The 17,764-nt window shown below is 70.1% G+C and carries 11 protein-coding genes; 7 read left to right on the plus strand and 4 right to left on the minus strand.

Features of this window, described 5'->3' with window-relative positions; genetic code table 11:
• Positions 1–123: 123 nt before the first annotated feature.
• Positions 124–636 (plus strand): G/U mismatch-specific DNA glycosylase, encoded by a 513-nt coding sequence (mug, locus tag WME85_RS31905; RefSeq protein ID WP_437842403.1) that lies wholly within the window; start codon positions 124–126, stop codon positions 634–636.
• Between the two features lie 172 nt (positions 637–808).
• Here the strand turns inward: mug and WME85_RS31910 are convergent, their stop codons facing one another.
• The gene (locus WME85_RS31910) at positions 809–1,315 is read right to left on the minus strand and encodes a hypothetical protein (RefSeq protein WP_437302787.1); all 507 of its coding nucleotides are present in this window, start codon (positions 1,313–1,315) and stop codon (positions 809–811) included.
• Positions 1,316–1,598: 283 nt separating this feature from the next.
• On the opposite strand from WME85_RS31910, the gene WME85_RS31915 reads away from it, so the two are divergent.
• The 4 genes from WME85_RS31915 (at position 1,599) to WME85_RS31930 (ending at position 6,841) form a co-directional block, all read left to right on the plus strand.
• Entirely contained in the window at positions 1,599–4,145 is a 2,547-nt protein-coding gene (locus tag WME85_RS31915) for a PAS domain S-box protein (protein WP_437826808.1), read from the plus strand.
• A gap of 262 nt (positions 4,146–4,407) precedes the next feature.
• The gene (locus tag WME85_RS31920) at positions 4,408–4,980 is read left to right on the plus strand and encodes an OmpA family protein (protein WP_437826810.1); all 573 of its coding nucleotides are present in this window, start codon (positions 4,408–4,410) and stop codon (positions 4,978–4,980) included.
• A gap of 771 nt (positions 4,981–5,751) precedes the next feature.
• The gene (locus tag WME85_RS31925; RefSeq protein WP_437826812.1) at positions 5,752–6,282 is read left to right on the plus strand and encodes a YtxH domain-containing protein; all 531 of its coding nucleotides are present in this window, start codon (positions 5,752–5,754) and stop codon (positions 6,280–6,282) included.
• Between the two features lie 10 nt (positions 6,283–6,292).
• Positions 6,293–6,841, plus strand: a complete 549-nt coding sequence (locus WME85_RS31930) for a hypothetical protein (protein WP_437826814.1) — start codon at positions 6,293–6,295, stop codon at positions 6,839–6,841.
• Positions 6,842–6,983: 142 nt separating this feature from the next.
• Here WME85_RS31930 and WME85_RS31935 read toward each other — a convergent pair whose 3' ends face one another.
• From WME85_RS31935 to WME85_RS31945, 3 genes are all read right to left on the minus strand, one after another.
• Positions 6,984–7,136 carry a hypothetical protein gene (locus WME85_RS31935; protein WP_437826816.1) on the minus strand — a complete coding sequence of 51 codons (153 nt, stop codon included), beginning with the start codon at positions 7,134–7,136 and terminating at the stop codon, positions 6,984–6,986.
• Between the two features lie 215 nt (positions 7,137–7,351).
• On the minus strand, positions 7,352–8,470 hold the full coding sequence (locus WME85_RS31940) for a CBS domain-containing protein (RefSeq protein ID WP_437826817.1): 1,119 nt from the start codon (positions 8,468–8,470) through the stop codon (positions 7,352–7,354).
• Between the two features lie 402 nt (positions 8,471–8,872).
• On the minus strand, positions 8,873–10,045 hold the full coding sequence (locus WME85_RS31945) for a mechanosensitive ion channel family protein (RefSeq protein ID WP_437826819.1): 1,173 nt from the start codon (positions 10,043–10,045) through the stop codon (positions 8,873–8,875).
• Positions 10,046–10,458: 413 nt separating this feature from the next.
• Between WME85_RS31945 and WME85_RS31950 the strand changes: the two genes are divergently transcribed.
• Both WME85_RS31950 and WME85_RS31955 read left to right on the plus strand, forming a co-directional pair.
• The gene (locus WME85_RS31950) at positions 10,459–11,079 is read left to right on the plus strand and encodes a hypothetical protein (protein WP_437826821.1); all 621 of its coding nucleotides are present in this window, start codon (positions 10,459–10,461) and stop codon (positions 11,077–11,079) included.
• Between the two features lie 550 nt (positions 11,080–11,629).
• Positions 11,630–17,485 carry a HAMP domain-containing protein gene (locus WME85_RS31955; protein ID WP_437826823.1) on the plus strand — a complete coding sequence of 1,952 codons (5,856 nt, stop codon included), beginning with the start codon at positions 11,630–11,632 and terminating at the stop codon, positions 17,483–17,485.
• Positions 17,486–17,764 lie beyond the last annotated feature (279 nt).

Consider the following 17,764-nt stretch of genomic DNA (forward strand, 5'->3'; position numbering starts at 1 on the left):
GCCGACGTAAGCTGCGGCGCGCGGCGCGCGGCCGACGCCGCCGCGCCCTTGAAGCCCGTGCCCACCCCTCGCCGTCCCCGCCGACCCACGAAAGAAGAGCTCCTCGCCGCCGCCGGCAAGACGGTGCCGGACGTCATCGCGCCCGACCTCCGCGTCCTTTTCTGCGGCATCAACCCGGGCCTCTACACCGCCGCCGTCGGGCACAACTTCGCCCGCCCCGGCAACCGGTTCTGGCCGGCGCTGCACGCCGGCGGCTTCACCGATCGCGTGCTCTCCCCCTCCGAGGAACGCGACCTGCTGAAGCTTGGATACGGGATCACCAACGTTGTCGAGCGAGCGACCGCATCGGCCGATGAGCTGTCGCTCGAGGAGCTCGCCGCGGGCGGGGCGCGGCTCGCCGCCAAGGTGCGGCGGTACCGCCCTCGCTTCCTCGCCGTGCTCGGGATCGGCGCCTACCGCAGCGCGTTCGGGCGGCCCCAGGCCGCGCCCGGCCCGCAACCCGAGACGATCGACGCGACGAGGATCTGGGTGCTGCCCAACCCCAGCGGACTCAACGCCAGCTACCAGCCGGAGAAGCTCGCAGCCATGTTTCGCGCCCTGCGCGAGGCGGTCGCGCCGGTCGCCATCCCGCCGTGAGCTGCGGAGCGCTCCAGCGCGGATCTCCCGAAAGGTGGTGTTCCACCGGCCGCGGTCGCGCGACATCCCTCCTGCGCTGACTCGACCTCTCGCCACCAGGCCAGCTCGGCGGTCGTCGCGCCCAAAGGCGATCTCCCCGTCGCGCTCTCCCCCGCTCGACGCGGCGGCGCGCCTACTCGGGCAGCGCGCTCTCCTCCTGCTGGGGCACCTTCGCGCGCGCGCCGCGGGCCTCTTCCCGCAGGGCAAAGAGGCCGGGCGGCCCCTCGGTCGGCTGCGCGCCGCGGTTGCCTACCGCGGCGAGCCAGGCCATCGGCGAGTCGGGCGTCTCCGGCGTGACGAGCAGGACTCCGCGCGACGCGTAGCGCGAACAGCCGTCCTCGCACACAGGAAGGACGAGACGGAGCCCGCCGCCGCCACCTCGGCTCACAAGGGGCGCCACGCGCAGCTCCGCCGGACTCGGGGCCATGGTCGCCCGCACCGCGCGCTCGATCAGCGCCATCACCGTCTTCCCGGCCGTTCCGGGCGGCTCCGGCGCCGGCATCGCCGCGCGCTCTGCTGCCTCGAGCCGCCTCGGCGGCAGGGCGAAGAGCCCCGCGCCGTCGGACGCCTCGGCCGACGGCGATGGCAGCGCGCCGGCGAGCGCTCCGACGAGAAAGGCGAGCTTGAGTCCGAATCGCATGCGTACACCCTCGCCGACGCATCCAGCAGGCCCCATGCCAGCGAGGAGCGACCGGAGGCCGCGGCGCGGCTCGAAGCGCGCGACAGCCGCCTCCGTTCGCCACGCGAGACGGATCGCCACAGCGTGGCGCGGGGAGCCCGATCGCGCGCGGCTAGGCTAGGCTAGGTAGGCTAGGCGAGGCCGCCGCCACGGAGACGCCCCACGGAAGCTGGAGAGTGGGCACCGCCGCGCGAGCGCCGCTTTCGCTTGCCAGACGCTCCGGGCGCCGTTAACCGTCATCGTTATGCTCGACCGAAAGCCAGGACTGGGCCTGCAGCACGCGAAGGCCCCGCTCCAGCCTGGCGCTCCTGTGCCCGCCGCTTCATCCGAGCCCGTCGCGAGCATTCTGCTGGTCGACGATCATCGCCCGAATCTCCTCGCCCTGGAGGCCGTGCTCGATCCGCTGCGCCAGCGGCTCGTCGCCGCGCAATCCGGCGAGGAGGCGCTGGAGCACCTCACCCGCGAGGAGTTCGCGCTGATCCTCATGGACGTGAAGATGCGCGGTATCGACGGCTTCGAGACGGCCGCCCGCGTGAGGGGGCTCGATCAGGCGCGGCACACGCCGATTATCTTCATCTCGGGGCTGCCGGAGGACGAGGACCGGCTGTATCGCGGCTACGCGCAGGGCGCTGTCGATTATGTCGTGAAGCCGTTCAATCCCGACATCCTCCGCGCCAAGGTGGCCGTCTTCGTCGAGCTGCACCGCAGGGCCGAGCAGATCAAGCGGCAGGAGGCGGCGCTCCGCCAGCTCGAGCGCCAGGCGAGCGACGAGGTGTTCCGGCGCATCATGGACACGAGCATGATGGGCCTGCTCTTCAGCGACTATGAAGGGCGCGTGATCGAGGCGAACGACTGCTTCCTCACGATGGTCGGCTACACCCGCGAGGACCTCAAGACGGGGGCGCTCAGCTGGCAGCAGCTCTCCCCGCCGGAGTACGAGCACGTCCACCGCGACGCGGTGAACGAGCTGAGCGCCCACGGCGTCACGAAGCAGTTCGAGAAGGAGTACATCCGCAAGGACGGCAAGCGCGTGTCGGTCCTCGTCGGCTCCGCCCGGATCGAGACGCAGCGGCGCAACCTCACCTACGTGCTCGACATCAGCGAGCGCAAGCGGGCCGAGGCGAACGTCAGCCTCCTCGCGGGCGCGGGCGAGATCCTCTCGTCCTCGCTCGATTTCCGCGAGACGCTCGGGCAGCTCGCCCGGCTCGTCGTCCCGCTCCTCGCCGACTGGTGCGCGGTGGACATCCAGGGGCAGGACGGCGCGATCCAGCGCGTCGCCGTCCAGCACACCGACCGCGAGAAGATCGCGTTCGTCCAGCAGATCGAGGAGCGCTACCCGGTCGATCCCGCGTCGGCCACCGGCGTGCCGAACGTGCTCCGGACCGGCGAGACCGAGTGGGTCCCGGAGATCACGGACGAGCTGCTCGTCGCGATCGCGCGGGACGAGGAGCACCTCCGGCTGGCCCGCGCGCTCGGCCTCCGCTCGGCCGTGGTCGTGCCGCTGGCGGCGCGCGGCCGCGTCCTCGGCGCCATGACGCTCGTGCACGCGGAGTCGGGGCGGCGCTACTCGAAGACCGACGTGCAGTTCGCCGAGGAGCTCGCGCGGCGCGCGGCCCTCAGCGTCGACAACGCGCTCCTCTTCGAGCGCGAGGTCACCGTGCGCAAGGAGGTCGAGACGCTCGCGGAGGAGCTGAAGCACAGCGAGGCGCAGTTCCGGCTGCTCGCCGAGACGATGCCGCAGCTCGTGTGGACGAACCGCCCGGACGGCCACCACGAGTACTTCAACCAGCGCTGGTACGACTACACCGGGCTGAGCGCCGAGGACACGGGGGGCGAGGGCTGGAGCCGGCCCATCCACCCCGAGGAGCACGAGCGGGCGCTCGAGACGTGGCGGCACGCGCTCCGCACGGGCGAGCCGTACGAGAACCAGTGTCGGCTCCGGCGCGCCGACGGCGCCTACCGCTGGTTCATCGGTCGGGCGGTCGCGGCGCGGGACGGGTCGGGGCGCATCGTCCGCTGGTTCGGCACGTACACGGACATCGACGATCAGAAGCGCGCCGAGGAGGAGCGGCAGCGGCTCGTCCAGGCGCTCGAGCGCAGCAACAAGGAGCTCGATCAGTTCGCGTACGTCACGAGCCACGACCTCAAGGCGCCGCTGCGCGGCATCGCGAACCTCTCGCAGTGGATCGAGGAGGACCTGAACGACAAGATGACGGAGGAGAGCCGGAAGCAGCTCGACCTGCTCCGCGGTCGCGTCCACCGGCTCGAGAACCTGATCGACGGCATCCTCAGCTACTCGCGCGCGGGCCGCGTCCGCGAGAAGCCCGAGTCGATCGACGTCGGCAAGCTCCTCCGGGAGATCGTCGAGCTGCTCGCCCCGCCGACCGAGACGCGCGTGGAGATCGTCCCGGACATGCCCGTCCTTGTCACCGAGCGCGCGCCGCTCCAGCAGACGTTCCTGAACCTCATCAGCAACGCCCTGAAGCACGCGGGGCGCACCGATCCGGAGGTCCGGATCAGCGCGCGCGACGCCGGCCCGTTCTGGGAGTTCTCGGTCTCGGACAACGGCTCGGGCATCGCGCCCGAGTACCACGACCGCATCTGGGGCATCTTCCAGACGCTGAAGGCGCGGGACAAGGTCGAGGGCACCGGCATCGGGCTGTCGGTCGTGCAGAAGATCGTCCAGAGCAAGGGTGGGCGCGCGTGGGTCGAGTCTTCCCTCGGCGCCGGCGCCACCTTCCGGTTCACCTGGCCGAAGCTCGAGGCCAGGGAGCCGTCGGCGCCTGGCTGACGTGCCGCGACGTGCCGCGACCTGCCGCGACCTGCCACGCCGCGCGTGCGGCCTCAGCCGGGCCGGGCGGCGGCGTGACGGCCGCGCCAGAGCGGGCCGGCCCGGCATGGACTTTGATTCACGTCGAGACACCCCTGGTACGACAGGTGGCTTGAAGCGAAGCGAGCGCCGGTGACGGCGGGACGAGAGGTCACTGCTCCTTGTCCGCTGGCGTCGAGTCGCTCTTGTCGCGCCGCGGACCTTGAAAGGAGGGTGTCTCATCATGTCCATGTTCAAACTGCCCGGACTCTTCCTGGGCGCGCTCGCGCTCTCGCTCCTCTCGGCGTGCGCCGCAGCACCGGCGCCGGAGCAGGCGCGGAATGCGGAGCCCAGGATGCCCAACCCGGGCCCTGATGGTGTCTACAAGGTGGAGTGGCCTGACCTGCGGGAAGGCGAGGATCGGTTCATCGGGCTCACCCTGGGTGCGGACATCGCCGATGTCTGCCGGCTGCCCAAGACGAACTTCGCCTTCGACTCGGCCGAGCCGCTGCCGCAGGAGCAGCTGGAGCTCCGTGCGGTGGTCGACTGCCTGCTCTCGTCCAACCTCAAGGACGTGAAGATCGAGCTCGTGGGCCGGGCCGATCCGCGCGGCAAGCAGGCATACAATCAGGATCTCTCGCTGCGCCGCGCCACGCGGGTGAAGGAGCTCCTCGTGAAGGAGGGCATGCCTGCGGATCGCATCTCGACGCGCGCGACGGGCGCCTCCGAGGCGGTCGGCAATCAGCCGATGTACTCTTACGGTTATGATCGCCGCGTCGACGTGGTGCTACTCGGCGTAGTCCACGCCCCCCGTTGAGCGGGACGCGCCCGCTTGAGCGGGACGCGCCCGCTGCGGATACGGGCCCACCTCGACGTTTTCGGTGCTCGGCGTACAAGAGTACGCCTGCGCGCCGAAAACGCCGATCTGGGCCCGTCTCCTGTGCGGGCGCGCCCCGCTCGGCAAGCCGTGTTCCTCGCGGGGGGCCGCAGCCTGAAACGACTCCTTCCAAGGAGAGCGCCCGTTCCGTTGGTGACGGCAGCGCGGGCGACACAGCCCACCGCAACACCACACCCTCGACACAGCCTCCCGCGACGCGGCACCTTGGACACTGCTTTCCGCGGTGACAGGGCTTCCGGCGGTGAGGCACCCTCGACACAGCGCTCGGCGGCGATGCGCGCGCGAGCACAGCGGCCTGCGGCGATGCGCGCGCGAGCACAGCAGCGTGCGGCGGTGCGCGCTCGAGCACAGCGGCCGCAGCGATGCGCGCGGCGCAGCTCTCGGCGGCGATGCGCGCTCGAGCACAGCGGCATGCGGCGATGCGCGCGCGGCGCAGCTATCGGCGGCGCGCGGGCGCGCGGAGCTGCGGGCGGCGGCGCCGAGGGCGCGGGGCGGTCGGCGTGGTGCACGCGTTGCCCCGAGGCGCGTCACGACAGATGTGGCATTTCGTCACGCGTCCGCCACGGCGGCAGGGGGGCTCGTCCGGGGCAAGCGGGCCGTACAGCGCGATCGGGGGAGTTGGTCCGGGGCCTGCAATGCATCGGGTCACGAACCGGCGGACGTCATGTCCGTCACAAGGAGACAAGAGCCATGACGAACCGACTGAATGACGCGGTGGGCGCTGCAAAGGGTGTGTACGAGTCGGCGGCCGTCGGCGCTGGCGCTGCCGCGACGGCCGCGGCGACGACCGCGACGGCTGCGGCGACGACCGCGAAGACGACGGCGCTCGACGTCGCGAAGGCGGTCGCCGGTATCGCCGCGACGATCGGGGCGATCGGCTTCGACGACGTGCTCGGCTGGGTCGGGCTGGCGCGCCGGCGGAGCCCCCTCACGACGCTCGCGTTCTTCGGGGCCGGCATCGCGGTGGGCGCGGGCGTGGCCGTGCTGCTCTCGCCGACGTCCGGCCCGGCGCTGCGCCGCGAGATCCTCAACCGCCTTGACGGCCTGAAGCGCCAGGCGACCCAGGGGGTCGAGCAGGCGGAGCACCAGATCCAGAGCAAGGTCGGCGGCGCGGTCGACGCGGTGAAGGGCGCGGTCTCCTCGACCGAGAGCGGCAACTCGCACTACGGCATCGAGGGCTCCGGGCGCCAGGGCGGCGAGAGCGGTCACCACCTGAGCTGAGGCGCCGCACGTGTGGCTCGAAGCCATTATCACGCGGGAGGAACTCGCCCAGATCCTGGGCGAGTTCCTCCCTGTGAAGATCCATCTGGATGATGATGAGAAAACGGACCGCTGGCTTTACCTTGGCAAGGCGACCGAGATCACCTTGGTCGAGGACATGGGCCTGCGTGTCGACTGTCCTGCGGAGCTGAAGTGGTCGATCGCGGGCGTGACCCCAACCATCAAGCTCGATGAGCTCAAGGTCCTGATTTCCCCTGAGATCATCGAGCGGCACCAGGGGAACGTGCTCGCGTTCAACATCGAGCTCGAGGAGGCCGACATCCGAGGCATCCCCGCGCTCATCGACCACACGATCATGAAGGCCGTCAACGCGGCGCTCGCGAACAAGAAGCCTGAGTGGAACTTCACGAAGACGCTCACGCACACCGTAGGTCTCCCCTCCAACCTCGAGCCGATCGAGGGGCTTCACATCGGGGTCGCCTGGGGCAAGCGGCGCATCAGCCAGGACGCGCTCGTGCTCGTGGTCTCCTTCAAGCTCAACTTCCTGCGCACCGATTGAGGCTCCGCCTCCCACGGACGGTCCCCCCACGAACGCCCCACCTCCCCCCCGGAGGCGGGGCGTTTCGCTTTCGAGCCGTCGACAACCTCGCCCGAGATGCCCGCAGCCTCACTCGAGGCCTGCAGCCTCGGTCGAGACGCGTTCACCCCTTGTCGAGGCCCGCAGCCTCGGCCGAGACGCCTTCAACCTTGTCGAGGCCTGCAGCCTTGGTCGAGACGCCTTCAGCCTTGTCGAGGCCTGCAGCCTTGGTCGAGACGCCTTCAGCCTTGCAGAGACCTACTCGATCAATGGTCACCGTCTTCGCGAACGGTAGGCCCGAGGGCAGGGTGTTCGTCGCGCGGGGTGGGGGATGGGCCGTGTTTGAGCATGTGCCCTGAGTTCTCCGGCTTGCCGGAGGACTCAGGGCACATGCGAGTTCGGCGGGGCCCCCACCCCGCGCGACGAACACCCTGCCCTCGGGCCGGGCTGCCCGGCAAGCCCGTCTCACGCTGAGAGAGAGAGAGAGGAAGCCTACCCCACCTGGGGCGCCAGGTGAATCCTCCCCAGCCGCCCTCCGCGCCCGCGCGTGAGCGCGCCCGCGATGTCCGAGTGCTTGACGAGCCCGAGGTAGCTCTCCCCGTCGAACACCGCGACCACCGGCGTGTTCTTCTCCACCATCTTCCGCCCCACCTCGTCGAGCGACACGTCCGCCGCCACCCGAGGCACGTCACACCGCATGATCCACGCGATGAACGCCCCCTCCTCCCCCGCCGCCAGCGCGCGCATCACGTCCGTGCGCGTCACGATCCCGATCACGCGATCCTCGTAGACCACCGGGAAATCAGGCTCCTGGCTCGCCAGGATCCGCCGCGCGGCGTCGCCCACGAGCTCGCCAGGCCAGAGCTGGACCGCCCTGCCCTCGAGCGGTCGCGCCTCGGGCACCTCGACCGGCGCCATCACCACCTGCGCCGCGCTCCACTCCCGCCGCGCCCCCAAAAAGAGGATCGCCGACAGCGCCGCGACGAGGAGCTGCCCGCTGAACAGGGCGATGAAGAACAGCACGGCCGCCATCACCTGCCCGAGCGTCGCCGCCATCGACGTCGCGAGCCAGCTGCCGGTGAGCGGCGACAGCGCCTCGCGCAGCACGCGCCCCCCCTCGAGCGGCAGCGCGGGCAGGAGCCCGAGCATCGCGATCCCGAGGTTCGCGCTGGCGATCCACACGACCGCCGTCTCGCGCGAGGGCGCCTCCGCGGCCTGGAGCACGGACGCCCACCGGAGCTCGCTCGCCCCGTGCTGCGCGCCGACGGCCACGAAGAACAGCGCCGCAACAGCGAAGTTCGCGGCGAGGCCGAGCGCCCCGCTCTGCGCCCACCCGGCGACCGGCCGCGCTCGCCGCGCGACGGCGCCGAGCGGCGAGAGCACGACCTCGCTCAGCCGGAGGCCCACCTGCCGCGCCACGACGCCCTGCACGAGCGCCTGCAGCGCCACGCACACGAGCAGCGCCGCGCCGAGGGCGCAGCCGAAGAGCGCGCCGCCCCCGCCGTGCCGCGCCCCCCACTGGAGCGCGCCGAGCGGGATGAGCAGGCCGAACGCGGCGTGCGCAACGACCTCGATACCGCCAATCCGCGTGATCTTGATGACCCAATTCATGGCGTGTTGCTCCTGGGTTCCCGCGCAGGCAGCTGCGCATAGCCGGCAAGGACAGTTCCGACCTGCTACCGACCCCCTCTCCCCCCCGGGGAGGTGGCGAGAACCTCGTCGCACGATCACGGCTGACGGGCATTTTTCTCGGATCTTTCTATATTTAGCTGCAAAGCACGTGCCGCTTTCCTGCGACCGGTGGCGCGCCCCACATACCCTCGCGCCGCTCGCGGCGAGGCCAGCAGCGCGCGGGCAGGCATGAAGGCCTGTTCCGCGCCTCCGTCCATCGTCGACTTGACGCGCGTGAAACGGGGAGTTTACGGGACCGCAAAGTGACAGATGAGCGCGCCTGCACGGCGCCACGCCTGGATGTCGCGGTGTGGCGTTCCGCTACGTAGCAGGCGCGCTCCGTCACGTCGCGACATCGGCCACCCCGTCAGCCCGCCGCGCGCGGCCCGAGGCAGGGCCACGCCGCTCCACCGCCTCGGCGACCGGCGAGGCGCGCGTGAAGCGCTCCTGCGGTAAGAACCGGCCTTCCTCGAGCTCCCGCACCCAGCGGAGCATCTCCTCGCGCACCCAGCACCGCAGATCGAACAGCTTGCCCGAGTCGGTGGCCGACATGAGAAAACGCACCTCGATGGTTCGCTCAGTCACGTTCGTGACCTGGACGGCCTTCACGCGCCTGTCCCAGAGCTCGCTGTTCGGAAGGATGGACTCGAAACGCTGGCGCACGGACTCGACCGGCGTCCGATAGTCCACGTAGATCTCGACGGTGCCGAGCTTCTCCGCGCCGTGCTTCGTCCAGTTCTCGAACGACTCGTCCAGGAGCCGCGCGGTCGGGATGATGAGCCGCCGCTCGTCCCAGATCTTCATGACCACGTGCGTCAGCCGGATCTCCTCGATCGTCCCGAACTGCCCGTCCACCACCACCTTGTCGCCGAGGTCGATGGGGCGGGTGAACAGGATGTGGAGGCCGGAGAGGATCGCGCCGACGGGCTTCTGCGCCGCCAGGCCGAGCACGACGCCCGCGATGCCGGCCGAGGCCAGCAGCGAGACACCGACGTTCCGCACGGTCTCGAAGTTCAGGAGCACGAGCGCGCCCGCCACGATCACGATGAGCACCCGCGCGACCCGCTCCAGCACGCGCGCCTGCGTGCGGAGCCCGCGGGACGACTCGCTCCCCTCCTCGAGGTGCCGCAGGGCGCGCGCGTCCAGCACCTCCGTCAGGATACCCACGATGCGCATCAGGAGCCACGCCACCCCGGCGATGAACAGCGCCGAGAGGAGCGACCGCAGATCGGCCACGATCTCCCGCCCGATCGGCGTCGTCTTGGCGAAGCCAGCCGTCAGGACCACGCCGAGACAAAGAGTCATGGGGCCGATTGCCGCGTCGAGCATCTTTTCGTCCCACGGTGTCGATGTCCGACGCGCGACCACCGCGCCGGCGCGCCGGAAGCCGTGCACCACGAGCCGGGCGAGCCCGAGGCCGACCGGAACGCTCGCCGCCACGATCAGCCACTGCCACGGGCCCTCCGTCGGGATCCCCAGCCGGGCGCCAAGCGATTCGAAGACCGATTTCTGCATCCATCTGCTCCTTCAACCAGCCAATCAGCGCCGCGCGCGCCTCGGTGCTCGATGGGTCGAGCTGCCGGAGGCGCCGAACACAGGCCGTGCTCGCGGGCTCGCAGACGATCCGTGGCGCAGCGAGGCGCGCCGGGCTCATCCATCCTTTGTGCGCCCTCGCCATGGCACAGGCCGTGCCGCCCACGGCGGCCCCCACCACTTCCAGCCTGCGCCCGCTGCGCCCCGCGCGACGCCCCAGCAACCTTGATCACAGGGTGGAGGCAGCGTTGCCACGTTGCGGCAATTCGCCACACAGGGGCTTCACACGGCCTTGCACGTTCCGTTCAGCCGCCCTCTGGTCGCTCGGCACGTGACGTGCAGGACAATCACCAAGAGTCGAGATCGCCTGATAAACGCAGCAAAGGACTCGTTTTATGTCAGAGCGCAGAAGCCAGGTCGATGATTTCACGCGCCTCACGGAGGAGACCGAGCGGCTCGCGAAGCACGTCGAGGATCTCCGGCTACGGATCGCCGCGAGCACGGCGAGGCGCCGCGCATCGTCCGGTATGCTCCCTGCGCAGAGCGGCGCCGCCTTCGAGGCGACGCACGGCTCGCCGACCGAGCGGCCGCCGCACGGCCCGCCCTCCGACCGGCCGCCTCATGGCGCGCTGTCCGACCGGCCGCCGCATCCCATGTCCGATCGGCCGCCCCATGGCGCGCTGTCCGACCGGCCGCTCCACGACGCTGGCGCGGAGAGGCCGCACGACGCCGCGCCGGAGCGGACGCACGAAGCGGGCGCGGAGCGGCCGCACGACACCGCGACCGAGGCGGCCCCGGAGCGGCCGCACCCCCGCCACTCGCCCTTCCCCGAGCGCCCCTCGTGCCTCGCGAGCGTGTCGCGGTGGCTGCCCCCGCTCAGGCCGACGCGGACCGCCATGGAGTCGGGCGTCCACGAGAGGGTCGGAGAGGCAGGGCGTTACTGTATCGTGACGCCGCGAAAGAAGACGAGCGTCGTGCCGCCGCGGCGCCGGACACCCAAGGCCGACGTGGCCTGAGGTCCCCGACCAGGCGCCCGCGCCCAGCACACCCCTGCCAGGACCCGCGCGCGACTCGCCCCCCGACAACCTACGCGCGACTCGCCCCCCGACAACCTCACTGCGCGGCCCCTTCGCCGCAGCGCAGCTGACCCCCCACACGCCGCACGCAAAGAGCGACGCCCTGGGCGCGATGCTTGCCCGGCTGCGCGCGTGCGTAGTATACGAACCTATGCTGTCGCGCGGCGGGTGCGGGCGCGCACGGCCACCGTGCGCCGAAGCCTGACATCGATGGGACCCGACGGAACCTCCTCGGTCGGGCAGCGAGAGCCACGCCCCTCGGCGGCGCGAGCGTCCCGCGATCGCCCGAGCCGCCCGAGCCAGTCGGCGACTCGGCCTTCCCAGGCGAGCGGGCCTTTCCTCTCGCCGCCTCGCGGCGGCGGAAGGGCGCTCCGGGGCTTGCCCCGTCGAGCCGCTCGCCGCGCTCCGGGGCGCTGCCGCGTCCGGGGCGCGATCTCGTTTCCCTCAACCGATCGGCATCGCCTGCAGGCGTGACCAGGAGAAGAGCGGCATGGAGCAGCGAAGCGACCTCGACAAGGCGGCCCGCAAAGCGAGAGCTGGCAATGGCAAGGGAAAGAAGGGCGCGTCCGGGGACGGGCTGCACGGCGCCGCGCGCGCGAAGAAGGACCCCGGGGGAGATGGGGCCCGCGCCGCGCCGCCGATCGCGAGCGACGCGCTCGACCGGCGGACGCTGCTGCTGGCGCTGACGGCGCTCAAGAAGGGCGATTTCTCGGTGCGGCTGCCCTTCGACTGGTCCGGGGTCGACGGGAAGATCGCCGACACGTTCAACAACGTCGTCGATCTCAACGAGAAGATGGCGAGGGAGCTCCACCGCCTGAGCCGCGTGGTGGGCAAGGAGGGCAAGCTGTCGCAGCGCGCCTTCATCGGCGAGGTGAGCGGGGCCTGGGCCGACGAGATCGCGTGCATGAACGAGCTCATCGGCGATCTCGTCCACCCCACCGCCGAGACGGCGCGCGTCATCGGGGCCGTCGCCAAGGGCGATCTCTCGCAGATGATGGCCCTCGAGGTCGACGGCAGGCCACTGAACGGCGAGTTCCTCCGGACGGCCAGGACCGTCAACACGATGGTCGAGCAGCTCGGCTCCTTCGCCTCGGAGGTCACCCGCGTCGTGCGCGAGGTAGGCACCGACGGCAAGCTCGGCGGGCAGGCCGAGGTGAAGGGCGTCGCCGGCACCTGGAAGGACCTCACCGACTCCGTCAACTCGATGGCCGGCAACCTCACCGCCCAGGTGCGCAATATCGCCGCCGTCACCACCGCCGTCGCCACGGGAGATCTCTCGAAGAAGATCACCGTGGACGTGAAGGGCGAGATCCTCGAGCTCAAGGACACCATCAACACGATGGTCGATCAGCTCCGCTCGTTCGCCTCCGAGGTCACCCGCGTCGCGCGCGAGGTAGGCACCGAGGGCAAGCTCGGCGGGCAGGCCGAGGTGCGCGGCGTCGCCGGCACCTGGAAGGACCTCACCGACTCCGTCAACTCGATGGCCGGCAACCTCACCTCGCAGGTCCGCAACATCGCCGCCGTCACCACCGCCGTCGCCAACGGCGACCTTTCAAAGAAGATCACCGTCGACGTCAAGGGCGAGATCCTCGAGCTCAAGAACACCATCAACACGATGGTCGACCAGCTCAACTCCTTCGCCTCGGAGGTCACCCGCGTCGCGCGCGAGGTAGGCACCGAGGGCAAGCTCGGCGGACAGGCCGACGTCCGCGGCGTCGCCGGCACCTGGAAGGACCTCACCGACTCCGTCAACTCGATGGCGTCGAACCTCACCGCCCAGGTCCGCAACATCGCCACCGTCACCACCGCCGTCGCGAAGGGCGATCTCTCGAAGAAGATCACCGTGGACGTGAAGGGCGAGATCCTCGAGCTCAAGGACACCATCAACACGATGGTCGATCAGCTGAGCTCGCTGGCCGCCGAGGTCACGCGCGTCGCGCGCGAGGTAGGCACCGAGGGCAAGCTCGGCGGGCAGGCCGACGTCCGCGGCGTCGCCGGCACCTGGAAGGACCTCACCGACTCCGTCAACTCGATGGCCGGCAACCTCACCGCCCAGGTGCGCAACATCGCCACCGTCACCACCGCCGTCGCCACGGGGGATCTCTCGAAGAAGATCACCGTCGACGTCAAGGGCGAGATCCTCGAGCTCAAGAACACCATCAACACGATGGTCGATCAGCTCAACTCCTTCGCCTCCGAGGTCACCCGCGTCGCGCGCGAGGTAGGCACCGAGGGCAAGCTCGGCGGGCAGGCCGACGTCCGCGGCGTCGCCGGCACCTGGAAGGACCTCACCGACTCTGTCAACTCGATGGCCGGCAACCTCACCGCCCAGGTGCGCAACATCGCCGCCGTCACCACCGCCGTCGCCAACGGCGACCTCTCGAAGAAGATCACCGTCGACGTCAAGGGCGAGATCCTCGAGCTCAAGAACACCATCAACACGATGGTCGACCAGCTGAGCGCCTTCGCGGCGCAGGTGACGCGCGTCGCGCGCGAGGTAGGCACCGAGGGCAAGCTCGGCGGGCAGGCCGAGGTGACCGGCGTCGCCGGCACCTGGAAGGACCTCACCGACTCCGTCAACTCGATGGCCGGCAACCTCACCGCCCAGGTGCGCAACATCGCCGCCGTCACCACCGCCGTCGCCAACGGCGACCTCTCGAAGAAGATCACCGTCGATGTCCGCGGCGAGATCCTCGAGCTCAAGGACACCATCAACACGATGGTCGATCAGCTCCGCTCGTTCGCCTCGGAGGTCACCCGCGTCGCGCGCGAGGTAGGCACCGAGGGCAAGCTCGGCGGGCAGGCCGAGGTGCGCGGCGTCGCCGGCACCTGGAAGGACCTCACCGATTCCGTCAACTCGATGGCCGGCAACCTCACCTCGCAGGTCCGCAACATCGCCGCCGTCACCACCGCCGTCGCCAACGGCGACCTCTCGAAGAAGATCACCGTCGACGTCAAGGGCGAGATCCTCGAGCTCAAGAACACCATCAACACGATGGTCGATCAGCTCAACTCCTTCGCCTCGGAGGTGACGCGCGTCGCGCGCGAGGTGGGCACCGAGGGCAAGCTCGGCGGACAGGCTGACGTCCGCGGCGTCGCCGGCACCTGGAAGGACCTCACCGACAACGTGAACTCGATGGCCGGCAACCTGACGAACCAGGTGCGCGGCATCGCCAAGGTCGTGACCGCGGTCGCCAACGGCGATCTCAAGCGCAAGCTGGTCGTCGACGCGAAGGGCGAGGTCGCCGCGCTCGCGGACACGATCAACGGCATGATCGAGACGCTCGCGACGTTCGCCGATCAGGTGACGACGGTGGCGCGCGAGGTCGGCGTCGAGGGCAAGCTCGGCGGGCAGGCGAGCGTCCCCGGGGCCGCCGGCACCTGGAAGGACCTCACCGACAACGTGAACCGGCTCGCGGCGAACCTCACCACGCAGGTGCGCGCGATCGCCGAGGTCGCCACCGCCGTGACCAAGGGCGATCTCACCCGGTCGATCAAGGTCGAGGCGCAGGGCGAGGTCGCGGCGCTGAAGGACAACATCAATGAGATGATCCGGAACCTCAAGGACACGACGCTGAAGAACAGCGAGCAGGACTGGCTCAAGAGCAACCTCGCCAAGTTCTCGCGCATGCTCCAGGGGCAGAAGGATCTCCTCACCGTCGGCCGGCTCATCCTGTCCGAGCTCGCCCCCGTCGTGACGGCGCAGCAGGGCGTCTTCTACATCATGGACTCGTCCCGGGAAGAGCCCGTCCTCAAGCTGCTCGCGAGCTACGCGTTCAAGCAGCGCAAGCACGTGGACAACCAGTTCAAGCTGGGCGAGGGGCTCGTCGGGCAGTGCGCGCTCGAGAAGGAGAAGATCCTCCTCGTCAGCGCGCCGCCCGACTACATCACGATCACGAGCGGCCTCGGCGAGTCGCCCCCGGTCAACATCATCGTCATGCCCGTGATCTTCGAGGGGCAGGTGAAGGCCGTCATCGAGCTCGCGTCGCTCGAGCGCTTCAGCCCGACGCACCAGGCGTTCCTCGATCAGCTCACCGAGTCGATCGGCATCGTGGTCAACACGATCGAGGCCAACATGCGCACCGAGGACCTGCTCAAGCAGTCCCAGTCGCTGGCGCGCGAGCTCCAGAGCCAGCAGGAGGAGCTCCAGGAGACGAACGCCGCGCTCGGCGAGAAGGCGCGGCTGCTCGCCGAGCAGAACGTCGAGGTCGAGCGGAAGAACCACGAGGTCGAGCAGGCCCGGCAGGCCCTCGAGGAGAAGGCGCGGCAGCTCGCCCTCACCTCGAAATACAAGTCGGAGTTCATGGCCAACATGTCCCATGAGCTCAGGACCCCGCTGAATAGCCTCCTCATCCTCTCGGACCAGCTCTCCAGGAACAACGACCAGAACCTCACCGCGCGGCAGGTCGAGTTCGCGAAGACGATCCACGCGTCAGGCACCGACCTCCTGGCGCTCATCAACGACATCCTCGATCTCTCGAAGATCGAGTCGGGCACCGTCGTCGTCGACGTCGGCGAGATCAGCTTCAAGGACCTCTCGGACTACGTGCAGCGGACGTTCCGGCACGTCGCCGAGGCGAAGAAGCTCGAGTTCGAGCTCGCCTTCTCGCAGGACCTGCCGGGGTCGATCCTCACCGACGCGAAGCGGCTCCAGCAGGTGCTCAAGAACCTGCTCTCCAACGCCTTCAAGTTCACCGAGCGCGGCAGGGTGATCCTGGAGGTGACAGTGGCCCGCGAGGGGTGGAGCCGTGAGAACGATGTGCTCAGCCGGGCCGACGCGGTGATCGCCCTCTCCGTCCACGACACGGGCATCGGGATCGCGCCGGACAAACAGCAGATCATCTTCGAGGCGTTCCAGCAGGCGGACGGGAGCACGAGCCGGAAGTACGGCGGCACCGGGCTCGGGCTCGCGATCAGCCGGGAGATCGCGCGGCTGCTCGGCGGCGACCTCGTGCTCGTCAGCGCGCCGGGCCGCGGGAGCACGTTCACCCTCTACCTGCCGCGCTCCTACCGGCCCGTGCGGGCGGCGCGGCGGCAGCCAGCCCATGTGCTCGACGCCCCGCCGGTCCTCGAGGAGCCCGTCCACAGCAGCCGGCCGTCGGACCGCCTGGCCACGACCACGGACACGCAGATCATCGACGACAGCGAAAGCGTACGTCCGGGCGATCGCGCGATCCTCATCGTGGAGAACGACACGGTGTTTGCCCGGTTCCTCGTGGACGTCGCGCGCGAGCACGGCTTCAAGGCTGTCGTGGCGGTCCGCGGCGCGACCGGGCTCTCGCTCGTGCGCGAGCTCAGGCCGCTGGCGATCACGCTGGACATCAACCTGCCCGACATCGACGGGTGGCGCGTGCTCGACTGCCTGAAGCGCGATCTCCAGGCGCGGCACATCCCGGTCCAGGTGATCACGACGGAGACGGAAGAGGAGCGGTGCCGCGCGCGCCGGATGGGCGCGGTGGGGCTGCTGAACAAGCCGCTGAGCAGCAGGACGGCGCTCGACGAGGCGTTCGCGCGGCTCGACGCGCTGGTCAGCTCGCCGCAGCGCCGGCTGCTCCTGGTCGAGCCGGACAAGGCAGCTGGCGACCCCGTGGCCGAGCTGCTCTCGGACGAGGGGATCACGATCGCCACCGTGTCGACGGGCCGGGAGGCGCTCGCCGCGGTCGAGCGCGAGCCGTTCGACGCCATCGTCCTCGGGCTGCGCCTGCCCGATATGCCCGGCTTCGAGCTCATCGACCACCTCGACCGTGCCGGGCGCTTCGCCGACCTGACGGCGATCGTCTACACGCCGGCGGACATCGCCGGGGACGACGAGGTGCAGATCGCCCGGCTGGCGCAGCGGCTCCCGGTGAAGCACGTCCAGTCGCGAGAGCGCCTCTTCGACGAGGTGACGCTCGCGCTGCACCGCCGGATCCCGGACCTGCCGGAGCCGAAGCGGCTCATCGTGGAGCAGCTCCACGAGTCCGCCACGGCGCTCTCCGGCAAGTGCGCGCTGATCGTCGACGACGATTTCCGCAACATCTACGCGCTGAAGACCGTCCTGGAGAGCCACGGGATGACGACCCTCGCCGCCGACACGGGCAAGGCCGCCATCGAGCGCCTGGAGCGGACCAGCGGCATCGATGTCGTCCTCATGGACATCATGATGCCGGAGATGGACGGATACGACACCATCCGCGCGATCCGCAAGCGGGCCGTCTTCCAGACGCTGCCGATCATCGCGGTCACGGCGCGGGCGATGAAGGGCGACCGCGAGAAGTGCCTCGAGGCGGGCGCGACCGACTACATCTCGAAGCCTGTCGACACGGAGCAGCTGCTCGCGCTGCTCCGGATCTGGCTGCATCGCTGAGCTCGTCTCCTCCTGCTCCACCTCGGTTCACTCCGGTTCACCACCCCACCTCACGGCCCACCCCTGGCGCAAGCTGACAGTTCGTCTGCGCTGCAATGACGCCCCAGTGTGGCATCTCTGCGCAGGGGTTGCGCGACCGTCCACAGCCGATTGTGCAGGATCCCCGGCATTTCCGGCGTCCTTGCCTGGCACGCGGTCTGCCTGACCGGTGTGGGACTCCAGAATACAGCGAGGGAACGCGGCTGCGCGGGGACGGTCTTGGGGAAAGGAGCCTGTCAG

The organism is Sorangium sp. So ce1153, from assembly GCF_051521595.1.
Lineage (GTDB): Bacteria > Myxococcota_A > Polyangia > Polyangiales > Polyangiaceae > Sorangium.

Excerpts from the sequence above, each read along its gene's own strand:
- WME85_RS31910 (WP_437302787.1), bottom strand. The coding sequence starts at position 1,315 with ATGCGATTCGGACTCAAGCTCGCCTTTCTCGTCGGAGCGCTCGCCGGC.
- WME85_RS31915 (WP_437826808.1), top strand. The coding sequence starts at position 1,599 with ATGCTCGACCGAAAGCCAGGACTGGGCCTGCAGCACGCGAAGGCCCCG.
- WME85_RS31920 (WP_437826810.1), top strand. The coding sequence starts at position 4,408 with ATGTCCATGTTCAAACTGCCCGGACTCTTCCTGGGCGCGCTCGCGCTC.
- WME85_RS31925 (WP_437826812.1), top strand. The coding sequence starts at position 5,752 with ATGACGAACCGACTGAATGACGCGGTGGGCGCTGCAAAGGGTGTGTAC.
- WME85_RS31940 (WP_437826817.1), bottom strand. The coding sequence starts at position 8,470 with ATGAATTGGGTCATCAAGATCACGCGGATTGGCGGTATCGAGGTCGTT.
- WME85_RS31945 (WP_437826819.1), bottom strand. The coding sequence starts at position 10,045 with ATGCAGAAATCGGTCTTCGAATCGCTTGGCGCCCGGCTGGGGATCCCG.
- WME85_RS31950 (WP_437826821.1), top strand. The coding sequence starts at position 10,459 with ATGTCAGAGCGCAGAAGCCAGGTCGATGATTTCACGCGCCTCACGGAG.
- WME85_RS31955 (WP_437826823.1), top strand. The coding sequence starts at position 11,630 with ATGGAGCAGCGAAGCGACCTCGACAAGGCGGCCCGCAAAGCGAGAGCT.